At 53.8% G+C, this 13,432-nt stretch carries 14 protein-coding genes, 2 tRNA genes and 1 rRNA gene; 5 read left to right on the plus strand and 12 right to left on the minus strand.

Features of this window, described 5'->3' with window-relative positions; translation table 11 throughout:
* The first annotated feature begins 27 nt into the window (after positions 1–27).
* Both ppiC (ACHHZ6_RS20950) and ppiC (ACHHZ6_RS20955) read left to right on the plus strand, forming a co-directional pair.
* The gene (ppiC, locus tag ACHHZ6_RS20950; RefSeq protein WP_046886622.1) at positions 28–309 is read left to right on the plus strand and encodes a peptidylprolyl isomerase PpiC; all 282 of its coding nucleotides are present in this window, start codon (positions 28–30) and stop codon (positions 307–309) included.
* Positions 310–359: 50 nt separating this feature from the next.
* Positions 360–641 (plus strand): peptidylprolyl isomerase PpiC, encoded by a 282-nt coding sequence (gene ppiC / locus ACHHZ6_RS20955; protein ID WP_023309650.1) that lies wholly within the window; start codon positions 360–362, stop codon positions 639–641.
* Between the two features lie 86 nt (positions 642–727).
* On the opposite strand, the gene ilvC is transcribed toward ppiC (ACHHZ6_RS20955), so the two are convergent.
* Positions 728–2,203 (minus strand): ketol-acid reductoisomerase, encoded by a 1,476-nt coding sequence (ilvC, locus tag ACHHZ6_RS20960; protein ID WP_182273299.1) that lies wholly within the window; start codon positions 2,201–2,203, stop codon positions 728–730.
* Positions 2,204–2,359: 156 nt separating this feature from the next.
* Between ilvC and ilvY the strand changes: the two genes are divergently transcribed.
* A complete protein-coding gene (gene ilvY / locus ACHHZ6_RS20965) occupies positions 2,360–3,250 on the plus strand; it encodes an HTH-type transcriptional activator IlvY (RefSeq protein WP_395122967.1) in 891 nt (296 codons plus the stop codon).
* Here ilvY and ilvA read toward each other — a convergent pair.
* The 7 genes from ilvA to ilvL form a co-directional block, all read right to left on the minus strand.
* Entirely contained in the window at positions 3,247–4,791 is a 1,545-nt protein-coding gene (gene ilvA, locus ACHHZ6_RS20970) for a threonine ammonia-lyase, biosynthetic (protein ID WP_182274604.1), read from the minus strand. The two genes, ilvY and ilvA, sit on opposite strands and share 4 nt — an antisense overlap.
* 2 nt (positions 4,792–4,793) lie before the next feature.
* On the minus strand, positions 4,794–6,644 hold the full coding sequence (gene ilvD / locus ACHHZ6_RS20975; RefSeq protein ID WP_395122968.1) for a dihydroxy-acid dehydratase: 1,851 nt from the start codon (positions 6,642–6,644) through the stop codon (positions 4,794–4,796).
* A gap of 61 nt (positions 6,645–6,705) precedes the next feature.
* Entirely contained in the window at positions 6,706–7,635 is a 930-nt protein-coding gene (gene ilvE, locus ACHHZ6_RS20980) for a branched-chain-amino-acid transaminase (protein ID WP_182273296.1), read from the minus strand.
* An 18-nt stretch (positions 7,636–7,653) separates the two neighbouring features.
* Positions 7,654–7,917: an acetolactate synthase 2 small subunit gene (gene ilvM, locus ACHHZ6_RS20985; RefSeq protein ID WP_182273295.1), complete on the minus strand. Its 264-nt coding sequence runs from the start codon at positions 7,915–7,917 to the stop codon at positions 7,654–7,656.
* The gene (gene ilvG, locus ACHHZ6_RS20990) at positions 7,914–9,560 is read right to left on the minus strand and encodes an acetolactate synthase 2 catalytic subunit (RefSeq protein ID WP_182273294.1); all 1,647 of its coding nucleotides are present in this window, start codon (positions 9,558–9,560) and stop codon (positions 7,914–7,916) included. The genes ilvM and ilvG overlap by 4 nt, the downstream gene beginning before the upstream one ends.
* A gap of 2 nt (positions 9,561–9,562) precedes the next feature.
* Positions 9,563–9,613, minus strand: coding sequence for a peptide IlvX (ilvX, locus tag ACHHZ6_RS20995; protein ID WP_201405605.1), 51 nt, complete (start codon positions 9,611–9,613; stop codon positions 9,563–9,565).
* Between the two features lie 86 nt (positions 9,614–9,699).
* The gene (ilvL, locus tag ACHHZ6_RS21000; protein ID WP_001311244.1) at positions 9,700–9,798 is read right to left on the minus strand and encodes an ilv operon leader peptide; all 99 of its coding nucleotides are present in this window, start codon (positions 9,796–9,798) and stop codon (positions 9,700–9,702) included.
* A 342-nt stretch (positions 9,799–10,140) separates the two neighbouring features.
* Between ilvL and ACHHZ6_RS21005 the strand changes: the two genes are divergently transcribed.
* A complete protein-coding gene (locus ACHHZ6_RS21005) occupies positions 10,141–11,661 on the plus strand; it encodes a YifB family Mg chelatase-like AAA ATPase (RefSeq protein ID WP_395122969.1) in 1,521 nt (506 codons plus the stop codon).
* A 31-nt stretch (positions 11,662–11,692) separates the two neighbouring features.
* On the opposite strand, the gene ACHHZ6_RS21010 is transcribed toward ACHHZ6_RS21005, so the two are convergent.
* Positions 11,693–12,031 carry a DUF413 domain-containing protein gene (locus ACHHZ6_RS21010; RefSeq protein ID WP_182273292.1) on the minus strand — a complete coding sequence of 113 codons (339 nt, stop codon included), beginning with the start codon at positions 12,029–12,031 and terminating at the stop codon, positions 11,693–11,695.
* Positions 12,032–12,149: 118 nt separating this feature from the next.
* Between ACHHZ6_RS21010 and hdfR the strand changes: the two genes are divergently transcribed.
* Positions 12,150–12,971 carry an HTH-type transcriptional regulator HdfR gene (gene hdfR / locus ACHHZ6_RS21015; protein WP_182273291.1) on the plus strand — a complete coding sequence of 274 codons (822 nt, stop codon included), beginning with the start codon at positions 12,150–12,152 and terminating at the stop codon, positions 12,969–12,971.
* Positions 12,972–13,070: 99 nt separating this feature from the next.
* Here hdfR and ACHHZ6_RS21020 read toward each other — a convergent pair.
* The 3 genes from ACHHZ6_RS21020 to rrf all read right to left on the minus strand — a co-directional run.
* Positions 13,071–13,146: transfer RNA gene (locus tag ACHHZ6_RS21020), tRNA-Trp, on the minus strand.
* A gap of 54 nt (positions 13,147–13,200) precedes the next feature.
* Positions 13,201–13,277: transfer RNA gene (locus ACHHZ6_RS21025), tRNA-Asp, on the minus strand.
* A gap of 55 nt (positions 13,278–13,332) precedes the next feature.
* Positions 13,333–13,432 (minus strand): 5S ribosomal RNA (gene rrf / locus ACHHZ6_RS21030); the annotation flags it as partial.

A 13,432-nucleotide genomic window follows, 5' to 3' on the forward strand; every position in this document is an offset into this window, starting at 1 on the left:
AACGCGATTAATCCCGAGAGCAGAATTATGGTAAAGACCGCAGCAGCCCTGCACATTCTGGTAAAAGAAGAAAAGCTGGCCCAGGAGATCCTCGCTAAGCTTGAACGTGGCATCAGCTTTGATCATCTGGCAAAGCGTTACTCTAAGTGCCCGTCCGGGCGCAACGGCGGTGATTTAGGGGAGTTTAAGCAGGGGGCGATGGTCGGGCCATTCGATCAGGCGGTCTTTAGCTGTCCGCTCCTGAAGCCCTTCGGCCCGGTTAAAACCAGGTTTGGCTACCATATCATTAAGGTGCTGTATCGCCGCTAACGCGTGGTATATTGCGTCCCGATTTATCTCAACCCATTCAAGGCACGATCATGGCAAAAACAGCAGCAGCAGTGCATATCCTTGTTAAAGAAGAGAAACTGGCTTTAGATCTTCTGGAACAGATTAAAAACGGTGCCGACTTCGGCAAGCTGGCGAAGAAGCACTCCATTTGCCCGTCAGGCAAACGCGGCGGTGACTTAGGTGAATTCCGTCAGGGTCAGATGGTTCCGGCGTTTGATAAAGTCGTGTTCTCTTGCCCAGTGCTGGAGCCAACTGGCCCACTGCACACGCAGTTTGGTTACCACATTATTAAGGTTCTGTACCGCAAATAAAAAAACCGGGTGACGGCTGCGCCTTACCCGGCCTACATCTTACGGTTTTGTAGGTCGGGTAAGCGAAGCGCCACCCGACAAGGTTGTTAACCCGCTACTGCAATACGCTTCATGTCGGTCATGTAGCCACGCAATTTCTGGCCTACTTTCTCGATTTCGTGACCGCGAATCGCTTCATTCACATCGCGCAGCTGCGCGTTATCTACTGCACCTTCGGCGATGGCTTTGCCCAGATCACCCGCCTGCAGGGTGGTCATGAACTCTTTCAGCAGCGGTACGCAAGCGTAAGAGAACAGGTAGTTACCGTACTCAGCGGTATCAGAGATAACCACGTTCATTTCGTACAGACGCTTACGGGCGATGGTGTTCGCAATCAGCGGCAGTTCGTGCAGTGATTCGTAGTAAGCAGACTCTTCAATGATGCCGGAATCCACCATCGTTTCGAACGCCAGTTCGACGCCCGCTTTCACCATTGCGATCATCAGTACGCCTTTATCGAAGTACTCCTGCTCGCTGATTTTACCGTCAAACTGTGGTGCGGTTTCGAACGCGGTTTTACCGGTCTCTTCACGCCAGGTCAGCAGTTTCTTATCGTCGTTCGCCCAGTCAGCCATCATGCCGGAAGAGAACGCACCGGAGATGATGTCATCCATATGTTTCTGGAACAGCGGAGCCATGATGGTTTTCAGCTGTTCGGACAGCGCATAAGCACGCAGTTTCGCCGGGTTGGACAGGCGATCCATCATCAGCGTGATACCGCCCTGCTTCAGCGCTTCAGTGATGGTTTCCCAGCCGAACTGAATCAGTTTTTCGGCGTATGCCGGGTCGGTACCTTCTTCCACCAGCTTGTCGAAGCACAGCAGAGAACCGGCCTGCAGCATCCCGCACAGAATAGTCTGCTCGCCCATCAGGTCAGATTTCACTTCTGCAACGAAGGAAGATTCCAGAACGCCCGCACGGTGTCCGCCAGTTGCCGCTGCCCATGCTTTAGCAATCGCCATACCTTCGCCTTTCGGATCGTTTTCCGGGTGAACCGCGATAAGCGTTGGAACGCCGAAGCCACGTTTGTACTCTTCACGCACTTCCGTACCTGGACATTTTGGTGCAACCATCACAACGGTGATGTCTTTACGGATCTGCTCGCCCACTTCAACAATGTTGAAGCCGTGGGAGTAACCCAGTGCCGCACCATCTTTCATCAGCGGCTGCACGGAACGTACAACATCAGAGTGCTGTTTGTCTGGCGTCAGGTTAACCACCAGATCCGCCTGCGGGATCAGCTCTTCGTAAGAACCCACTTTGAAGCCGTTTTCGGTCGCTTTGCGCCAGGAAGCACGCTTCTCAGCAATGGCTTCTTTACGCAGGGCGTAGGCGATATCCAGACCAGAGTCACGCATGTTCAGACCCTGGTTGAGGCCCTGTGCGCCACAGCCGACGATGACCACTTTTTTACCCTGAAGGTAGCTCGCGCCATCAGCAAATTCGTCGCGCGCCATAAAGCGGCATTTGCCCAGCTGCGCCAGCTGCTGGCGCAAGTTCAGTGTATTAAAGTAGTTAGCCATGTTGGACTCCGTGATGTTGTGTTGTGGTGCTTATTGTTCGGTTCGCCGTTCAGCGAGAATGTACCCACATTACAACAGGAAATTTATTGCGGAAATTGATATATTCACAACGTCACGTTGCAATATCTGCAATGTAAAAAGGGGGGAGTGGAAACGGTGGATTTACGCGATCTGAAAATGTTCCTGCATCTGGCGGAAAGCCGTCATTTTGGCCGCAGCGCACGCGCGATACACGTCAGCCCCTCCACGCTTTCGCGCCAGATCCAGCGTCTTGAGGAAGACCTCGGCCAGCCGCTGTTTGTGCGCGATAACCGTACCGTCACCCTCACGGAAGCGGGGGAAGAGCTGCGCGTTTTTGCCCAGCAAACGCTGTTGCAGTATCAGCAACTGCGCCACACCATCGACCAGCAAGGACCGTCGCTGTCCGGCGAGCTGCATATTTTCTGTTCCGTCACCGCCGCCTATAGCCACCTTCCGCCTATCCTCGACCGCTTCCGCGCCGAACATCCGTCGGTAGAGATTAAACTCACCACCGGTGATGCCGCCGACGCGATGGAAAAAGTGGTGACGGGTGAAGCGGATCTCGCCATCGCAGGGAAACCAGAAACATTGCCGGGTGCGGTGGCTTTCTCAATGCTGGAAAATCTGGCCGTGGTGCTGATTGCCCCGGCACTGCCCTGCCCGGTGCGTAACCAGGTATCGGTGGAAAAGCCCGACTGGTCAACGGTACCGTTTATCATGGCCGATCAGGGGCCAGTACGCCGCCGCATTGAGCTGTGGTTCCGCCGCCAGAAGATCAGCAACCCGTCAATTTACGCGACAGTTGGCGGCCATGAGGCGATGGTGTCAATGGTGGCCCTGGGCTGTGGCGTGGCATTGCTGCCAGAAGTGGTGCTGGAAAACAGCCCGGAACCGGTGCGCAACCGCGTGATGATTTTAGAACGCAGCGATGAAAAAACACCGTTCGAGCTTGGCGTGTGCGCACAAAAAAAGCGGCTGCATGAGCCGCTTATTGACGCGTTCTGGCAGATTTTGCCGAACCACTAGCCTGCCAGGAAGAACCGGAACGCCGGGTTATGAGTTTCGTCATGGCACTCATAGCCCAGCTCGTTCAGCCGCGTTTCGAAATCAGGTTCATGCTCGCCCAGTTCGAACGCCGCCAGCACGCGACCATAGTCGGTGCCGTGGCTGCGATAGTGGAACAGGGTAATGTTCCAGTAGGTGCCCAGCGTATGCAGGAACTTCAGCAACGCACCAGGTGATTCCGGGAACTCGAAGCTGAACAGACGCTCCTGGAGTGGCTTCGACGGACGCCCCCCCACCATGTAACGCACGTGCAGCTTCGCCATTTCGTCGTCGGAAAGATCCACCACGCTGTAGCCGCCTTCGTGCAACAGGTTAAGGATCTCTTTGCGCTCTTCCAGACCACGGCTCAGGCGCACGCCGACAAAAATGCAGGCATCTTTGGCATCGGCAAAACGGTAGTTGAACTCCGTCACCGAACGCCCCCCCAGCAGCTGGCAGAACTTCAGGAAACTGCCCTTCTCTTCCGGAATAGTTACCGCCAGTAACGCTTCACGTTGTTCGCCCAGCTCGCAGCGCTCGGACACGTAACGCAGGCCGTGGAAGTTCACGTTGGCACCAGAAAGTACATGTGCCAGACGCTCGCCGCGAATGTTGTGCTGCGCGATATACTTTTTCATTCCCGCCAGCGCCAGCGCGCCGGAAGGTTCCGCCACCGCGCGAACATCTTCGAACAGATCTTTCATCGCCGCACAGATAGCATCGCTATCAACGGTGATAATGTCGTCGAGATATTCCTGACACAAACGGAAGGTTTCATCGCCAATACGTTTGACCGCTACGCCCTCGGCAAACAGCCCGACGCGCGGTAAGTCCACCGGATGACCCGCATCCAGCGCTGCTTTCAGACAGGCAGAGTCTTCTGCTTCAACAGCAATGACTTTGATTTGCGGCATCAGCTGTTTGATCAGCACCGCCACGCCTGCCGCGAGGCCACCACCGCCAACCGGCACAAAGACACGGTCGAGATGCGCATCCTGTTGCAGCAGCTCCAGCGCCAGTGTGCCTTGTCCGGCAATCACCATCGGATGATCGAACGGCGGCACCCAGGTGAACCCCTGCTGCTGCGCCAGCTCAATCGCTTTGGCTTTCGCTTCGTCAAAATTGGCACCGTGGAGCAACACTTCGCCACCGAAACCGCGTACCGCATCGACTTTGATATCTGCGGTTGCAACGGGCATTACGATCAGCGCTTTCAGCCCCAGACGTGCAGACGAGAACGCAACGCCCTGCGCGTGGTTGCCCGCAGAAGCCGTGATCACGCCACGTGCTTTTTGCTCATCGGTTAACCCGGCCATCATCGCGTAGGCACCACGCAGCTTGAAGCTGTGTACCGGCTGCCGGTCTTCACGCTTCACCAGGATCACGTTGTCGAGGCGCGAGGAGAGTTTTTCCATTTTCTGCAGTGGCGTAACCTGCACGGCTTCATAGACCGGCGCACGTAGCACCGCTCTGAGATATTCCGCCCCCTCAGGGGCGGCGGATAAGGGTTGTGACTCAGCCATCATTAACCCCCAAGTTTCGATTTATCGCGCACCGCGCCTTTATCTGCACTGGTGGCAAGGCTCGCATAAGCACGCAGAGCGAAGGAAACTTCGCGCTGGCGATCTTTTGGCGTCCACGCTTTGTCGCCGCGCGCTTCTTGCGCTTCACGGCGGGCGGCAATGTCCTGGTCACTCAGCTTCAGTTGGATACCACGGTTCGGAATGTCGATTTCAATCAGATCGCCATCTTCGATGATTGCGATGTTGCCGCCGCTTGCCGCTTCCGGTGAAACGTGACCGATGGATAATCCAGATGTACCGCCAGAGAAACGACCATCTGTGATCAACGCACAAGCTTTACCGAGACCCATCGATTTCAGGAAGGTCGTTGGGTAGAGCATCTCCTGCATCCCTGGCCCGCCTTTTGGCCCTTCGTAGCGGATCACAACTACATCGCCTTCCACCACTTTGCCACCGAGAATGGCTTCTACCGCATCGTCCTGGCTTTCGTACACTTTAGCCGGGCCGGTGAATTTCAGGATGCTGTCGTCCACGCCTGCGGTTTTAACGATACAGCCATTTTCCGCGAAGTTACCGTACAGAACAGCCAGACCACCGTCTTTGCTGTAAGCGTGTTCCAGAGAACGGATACAGCCTCCGGCGCGATCGTCATCCAGGGTATCCCAGCGACAATCCTGTGAGAAAGCCTGAGTGGTGCGAATACCTGCCGGGCCTGCGCGGAACATGTTTTTGACCGCTTCGTCTTTGGTCAGCATCACGTCGTATTTGTCCAGAGACTGCGGCAACGTCAGACCGAGAACGTTCTTCACATCACGGTTCAGCAGACCGGCCCTGTCCAGCTCGCCGAGAATACCGATAACGCCACCGGCGCGGTGTACGTCTTCCATGTGGTACTTCTGAGTACTCGGTGCGACTTTACACAGCTGTGGCACTTTACGGGACAACTTGTCGATATCACTCATGGTGAAGTCAATTTCCGCTTCCTGGGCTGCAGCCAGCAGGTGCAGAACGGTGTTGGTGGAGCCACCCATCGCGATGTCCAGGGTCATGGCATTTTCAAACGCGGCTTTACTGGCAATGTTACGCGGCAGCGCGCTTGCATCGTCCTGCTCGTAGTACCGTTTGGTCAGCTCAACGATACGTTTACCGGCGTTGAGGAACAGCTGTTTACGATCGGCATGCGTCGCCAGCAGCGAGCCGTTACCCGGTTGAGACAGGCCCAGCGCTTCGGTCAGGCAGTTCATGGAGTTCGCAGTGAACATTCCGGAACAGGAACCGCAGGTCGGACACGCGGAGCGTTCCACCTGATTGCTCTGCTCGTCGGAGACTTTCGGATCGGCCCCCTGAATCATCGCATCGACCAGGTCGAGCTTGATGATTTTGTCGGAAAGCTTGGTTTTACCTGCTTCCATCGGGCCGCCGGAAACGAAGATCACCGGAATGTTCAGACGCAGGGAAGCCATCAGCATCCCCGGGGTAATTTTGTCGCAGTTGGAGATACAGACCATTGCATCAGCGCAGTGGGCGTTCACCATGTACTCCACCGAGTCAGCGATCAGCTCGCGCGACGGCAGTGAATAGAGCATGCCCCCGTGTCCCATCGCGATACCATCATCCACCGCAATGGTGTTGAACTCTTTCGCCACACCGCCAGAGGCTTCAATCTGCTCGGCAACCAGTTTACCGAGATCGCGCAGGTGTACGTGGCCCGGCACAAACTGGGTAAAGGAGTTAACCACCGCGATAATTGGCTTGCCAAAATCGGCGTCGGTCATCCCGGTGGCGCGCCACAGCGCGCGGGCCCCCGCCATGTTACGGCCGTGGGTGGTGGTGGCGGAACGATACTTAGGCATGCTTTATTTACTCCCGTCTGACTATTTAACTGGGGCGGTGCGTGCCACCCCATATTTATACTTATTGATTAACCTGATCCAACCAGCCGTATTTATCTTCCGTTTCACCGGTGAAGAGGCCAAAGAATGCCTGCTGAATACGTTTAGTTACCGGGCCACAGCGGCCTTCGCCTACCTGAATACCGTCTACGCTACGCACCGGTGTGATCTCAGCGGCGGTACCGGACATGAATACTTCGTCGGCCAGATACAGGGATTCACGAGACAGCACCTGCTCACGCACTTCGATACCCAGATCTTTCGCCAGCTTAATGATGGCATCACGGGTAATACCCGGCAGCGCGGAAGAGGTGAATGGCGGAGTGAACAGAATGCCATCTTTCACTTCAAACAGGTTTTCGCCTGCGCCTTCAGAGATATAGCCATTCACATCCAGCGCGATACCTTCCTGGTAGCCATGACGGCGTGCTTCGCTGCCGACCAGCAGTGAAGAGAGGTAGTTACCGCCCGCTTTAGCCGCCGTCGGAATGGTGTTAGGTGCCGCACGGTTCCAGGAAGAAACCATTGCATCGATCCCCTGATCCAGTGCTTCCGCACCCAGGTACGCACCCCACGGGAACGCAGCAATGATCACATCGGTGGTATAACCGGCTGGCGGGTTAACACCCATCCCCACATCACCCACGAACACCAGTGGGCGAATGTAGGCACTTTTCAGGTTGTTCTTACGCAGCACTTCGCGGCAAGCTTCCATCAGTTCATCAACGCTCTGAGAAACCGGGAAACGATAGATTTTGGCTGAATCACGCAGGCGCTGCATATGTTCGCGATGACGGAACACCACTGGCCCTTTGTGGGAATCGTAGCAACGGATACCTTCAAACACTGACGTACCATAGTGAAGCGCGTGGGACATCACGTGAACTTTCGCGTCCTCCCAACGAACCATCTCACCATTGAACCAAATGTAATCCGCTTTTTTCGTCGTCATTTTCTCTTCCTGCCGCGCTTAAGCACGGATTTGTTGTGATGTGGTTGTGCTTTGGCAGATAGCGACATGGGCAACATCTACCAGTTTATTTAACTGACTAAACAGTAAGTCGACCGACCGCGGACTGGCAACGGTTAATTCGATATTGATGTTCCGGGCGTCAGTGGCCGTTTCCATATTCATAGAGCAAATTTGAAAACCACGATGACGAACCACACGCAAAACACGTTCTAACGTTTCGGGATTGAAGCGAGCCTGCACGGCGACCTGATGTTGCATCATGATAATTTCTCCAGCATTTGTGAGTTACTGGCACCTGGCGGTACCAACGGCCAGACGTTCTCAAGCTCGTCGATTGAGACATGAAGCAGGTACGGCCCTTCGCTTGACAGCATGGTGTCGAGTGCCGCTTCAACCTGGTCTTTACGGGTGATGTGCTGGCCAGGGATGCCAAAGGCGCTGGCCAGAGTGAGGAAATCGGGGTTATCGGTCAGGGTGGTTTCGCTGTAACGCTCCTGGAAGAACAGCTGTTGCCACTGGCGAACCATCCCTAAACGCTGGTTATCGAGCAATACGATTTTCAGCGGTAACTGCTTACGCTTAACGGTGCCCAACTCCTGAACGTTCATCATGAAGGAGCCGTCACCGGAGATACAGATAACCGTATCGTTCGGGCGGGCAACCTGCGCCCCCACCGCTGCGGGCAGACCGAAGCCCATTGTCCCTAACCCGCTGGAGGTGATGAAGTTTTCCGGACGGGTGTAAGTCATATGCTGTGCAGACCACATCTGATGCTGACCGACATCGGTCGTCACCACACTGTCTGTTGGTTTACGGTCGGACAACTGTTTTAACAGCAGAGGGGCATAGATTGCTTCGCCAGGGTGATCGTAACGCCAGGCGTGTTCAGCACGCATATCTGCCGTGTGTTGACGCCATTCATTGATGTTCAACGGCTGCTGTAAAGCCGGCAACAATGCGTTGAGATCGCCCTGAAGTGCCACATGCACCTGACGCAGCTTATTCATTTCAGCAGGGTCGATGTCCATGTGGATGACTTTGGCATTCGGTGCGAAGGTATTCAGCTTACCCGTTACGCGGTCATCGAAACGCGCGCCTACCGCGATGAGCAAATCACATTCCTGCACCGCCAGGTTTGCCGCTTTGGTGCCGTGCATCCCCAGCATGCCCAGATAGTATGGGTAGTCAGCCTCAACCGCACCCAGACCTTTCAATGTGCAAGTGGCTGGCATTTGGGTTGCTGCGATAAATTCGCGCAGGGCCGGAACTGCCTGAGCCATACCCACGCCACCACCGACATACAGCATTGGTTGTTTCGCCTGAGCCAGCATCTGGCGCGCCTCTTCCACTTCTTCATGTGGGAAAGCATCATCATTTTCTACAGTGGAGAAGTGTGGATCCAGATCGCCAGAGGCAACCTGAATGTCTTTCGGGATATCAACCAGAACCGGGCCAGGGCGGCCAGAGTTGGCCACTTCAAACGCTTCTGCCATCACGCGCGGCAGCTCTTCCAGGGACTGAACAAGGAAGCTATGTTTGGTGCAGGCCAACGACAAACCGAGTACATCTACCTCCTGGAAGGCATCGGTACCGATGAACGAGGAAGCCACCTGGCCGGTGATCGCCACCACAGGAACAGAATCAAGCAGTGCATCCGCCAGACCGGTGATCAGGTTGGTTGCGCCCGGGCCTGATGTTGCCATGCAGACGCCTGTTTTACCGGTAGCACGTGCATAGCCAATAGCGGCCATCGCTGCACCCTGCTCGTGTCGGCACAACAGGTGTTCCACGCCGCCGTCATACAATGCATCGTAAATCGGCATAATTGCGCCCCCCGGATAACCGAAGACAGTCTCGACTCCCTGTGCACGCAACGCATGTACTACCCACTGTGCCCCATTCATAGTTAGTTCCCCGTCATAAATCGTGAGAAACAGAATTTTATGCTAGTCGTCATTCTCTGCCCCTCGTTTACGTTTTTTAGTCATAAAAAAACCCCCGGACCTTTCGGTGCGGGGGTCTTAGTTCGTTAAGGCTTGATTTTTAAGCCTTTCCTCGTCCAAGTGCAGCCCCGCACGGTGGGATAATAATCACCACCACGCTAATCACGACCAGGCTAATCACTCGTAGAAGGGCTGTCATTTTCAGTTCTTTTTTCATCTTGTTCGAAGGAATGCCTAAAGAGTTATCACAGTTTTAAAATCAAACACAAGATTTATTTATGGCTGATTTTGTTAACCCGCAAACAGAATTTCTAAAAACCTTTGTTTTATATGAATAAATTAGAAAATGAATATTTTTCATTTTTTGGGTTATCTGTCCCTCGCCAAAACGGTGAATATTCAATCGCTGCGAGGAGGGTTCCATTTCCCTGCAAAAATTACAACTTGCAGCGAAAAAGCAGGAACATGCGCCGTAAATAAACAAATTAACGATAAAAGTGAAAAGCCTCCACTGGCATAGTTACGCCAGAAGGAGGTATTTATGTCACTGTCGGTTGTTTATACCCGAGCCGCTATTGGAGTGAAGGCCCCACTCATTTCTGTTGAGGTTCATTTGAGTAATGGGCTGCCCGGGCTGACGCTCGTCGGCTTACCAGAAACCACGGTTAAAGAGGCCAGAGATCGGGTACGTAGCGCGATTATCAATAGTGGTTATACCTTTCCCGCAAAGAAGATCACGATCAATCTCGCCCCTGCTGATCTGCCCAAAGAGGGAGGGCGATATGATTTACCTATCGCTATTGCGCTTCTCGCAGCCTCTGAGCAGCTTAATACGACAAGGCTAAGCTCGTATGAGTTCATCGGTGAACTGGCGCTTACAGGCTCGCTCAGAGGCGTTCCTGGTGCTATCTCCGGGGCTCTGGAAGCCATACGAGCCGGTCGACAAATTATTGTGGCGAATGAGAATGCTTCAGAAGTGAGCCTTATTGCAGAGAAAGGATGCCTGATAGCCGGGCATTTGCAGGAGGTATGCGCGTATCTGGAAGGTCGCCATGAACTGGCCGAACCGGAAGAGAGTGACGATATCCTGCCGGATGCGCCTGAAGATCTTAGCGATATCATGGGCCAGGAGCAGGGAAAGCGAGCATTAGAGATCACCGCCGCAGGCGGGCATAATCTTTTGCTGATAGGCCCTCCCGGTACGGGTAAGACCATGCTGGCCAGTCGGTTGAGCGGCTTGCTTCCTCCCCTTGATAACCACGAGGCGCTCGAAAGTGCCGCAATCTTTAGCCTGGTAAGTTCAACGTCACTGCAAAAACAGTGGCGACGTCGCCCGTTTCGTTCCCCGCACCATAGCGCCTCTCTTGCCGCGATGGTCGGTGGCGGGTCTATCCCCGCGCCAGGTGAAATTTCATTGGCGCATAACGGTATTCTGTTTCTGGATGAGCTGCCTGAGTTTGAACGCCGCGTCCTGGATGCGCTGCGAGAACCCATCGAATCAGGTGAGATTCATATCTCACGCACACGCGCTAAAATCAGCTATCCCGCGCAGTTTCAACTTGTTGCCGCAATGAACCCTAGTCCTACGGGACATTACCAGGGCAACCATAACCGCTGTACGCCTGAACAGACGCTTCGCTATTTGGGCAAATTATCCGGCCCTTTTCTCGATCGATTTGATTTATCGCTGGAGATCCCACTGCCGCCGCCAGGCCTGCTTCGGCAGACAAACATGAAAGGAGAAAGTACGGTAAAAGTACGCGACAGAGTTATTGCCGCTCAGGCACGGCAGCATGCGCGTCAGAACAGACTGAATGCACGGCTGGACAACACCGGAATTCGTCAGTATTGCCCTCTGTCGCCTGAGGATGCAGGCTGGCTGGAGGAAACACTGTCGCGGTTTGGTCTTTCCATCCGGGCATGGCAACGTTTATTGAAAGTGGCCCGAACCATTGCCGACATCGAAGGTGACCCTCACATTGAAAGACGACACCTGCAGGAAGCGTTAAGCTATCGCGCGATCGATCGCTTGTTGTTACATCTGCAAAAGATGCTGGCGTAAAAAAGGGGCCGTAGCCCCTTTTCACATCAGATTAGTCTTCAGACTCGGTGTAGTCTTCAGCACCTTCCATCTGCGGCTTACCGCCTGACAGCGTATGGAAACGCTTTGGACGCTTGATGCGAGCCATATACTTGATCCATACACGTTCTACTTCAGACTGCGGTTCACGCTCACCCCGGCAAACAGCAACGAACTGTTTTTCGTCTTCGGTTACTGGTTCACGCTTACCCAGATCCAGCTCGTTGAAGGCATAACCATGACGCTCAAGTAACTGCGCCTCTTTGATGGTGAAATCGCCGTGACGAGAGAACCCGCGTGGATAATTTTTATTGTCGAAAAAACGATTAGTCGTCGTAAAGCTTTCCGCCATCCTACACGCTCCTAATTCTTTGGCCGAGCTATTTATGGCGCGGAGTATTAGTTACGCTTGACAGAGTGTAAAACAAAACATTTAAATCATAACGACAAATAATTTTGTGGAGAAAGATGTGGATACGGAATTGCTAAAAACTTTCCTTGAAGTGAGCAGAACGCGCCACTTTGGGCGAGCAGCTGAAGCCCTCTACCTGACGCAGTCAGCGGTCAGTTTTCGTATTCGACAGCTGGAAAATCAACTGGGTGTAAATCTTTTTACCCGTCACCGCAACAACATCCGCTTAACGCCAGCCGGTGAAAAACTTCTCCCGTATGCAGAAACATTGATGAACACCTGGCAGGCGGCTCGTAAAGAGGTTGCACATACCTCAAGGCACAATGAGTTCTCTATTGGTGCCAGCGCCTCTCTGTGGGAATGCATGCTGAGTCAGTGGCTTACCCGGTTGTACCACTCTCATAGCCATCTGCAATTTGAGGCCAGAATTGCGCAACGCCAGTCGCTTGTTAAGCAACTTCATGAGCGTCAGCTTGATCTTCTGATCACGACCGAAGCCCCCAAGATGGACGAATTTAGCAGCCAGATTGTTGGGCAATTTGGCCTGGCGCTTTATGCTTCTGAGCCTTCTATGATGAAGGCAGATCTCAGTTATTTGCGTCTGGAATGGGGCCCGGATTTTCAACAACATGAAGCAGGATTAATTGCCAGCGACGATGTTCCGCAGCTCACCACAAGCTCTGCAGAGATCGCCTGTCAGCAACTTGCTTTGCTGAAGAGTTGTACCTGGTTACCTACTCGCTGGGCAGACAACAAAGCTGGACTGCATGCTGTCACAGATTCCACAACGCTTTCCAGGCCGCTGTATGCGATCTGGCTGCAAAACAGTGACAAACAATCACAGATAAAAGATCTGCTAAAAATCAACATAATGGATTGATGCATAAGCCTGCAGGGATGCAGGCAGCACATTCAGAAGGCGGGTTTTCGCTGTTTTACAGGCAAAAAAAAATCCTTTGCCTAAGCAAAGGATTATATATGGCAGGGGCGGAGAGACTCGAACTCGCGACACCCGGTTTTGGAGACCGGTGCTCTACCAACTGAGCTACGCCCCTAAATTTTCTTGCCATTAAGCCTGCCAGGAAAGGCAGGCTTAATGTCTTAATAAGTGGCGGAACGGACGGGACTCGAACCCGCGACCCCCTGCGTGACAGGCAGGTATTCTAACCGACTGAACTACCGCTCCACCGAAGACTGCTGTAACCACCGGATTTATGCACCGGCTTACTACTTAATTTGATGCCTGGCAGTTCCCTACTCTCACATGGGGAGACCCCACACTACCATCGGCGCTACGGCGTTTCACTTCTGAGTTCGGCATGGGGTCAGGTGGGACCACCG

Source organism: Enterobacter cloacae complex sp. 2024EL-00214, assembly GCF_043945575.1.
GTDB lineage: Bacteria > Pseudomonadota > Gammaproteobacteria > Enterobacterales > Enterobacteriaceae > Enterobacter > Enterobacter cloacae_P.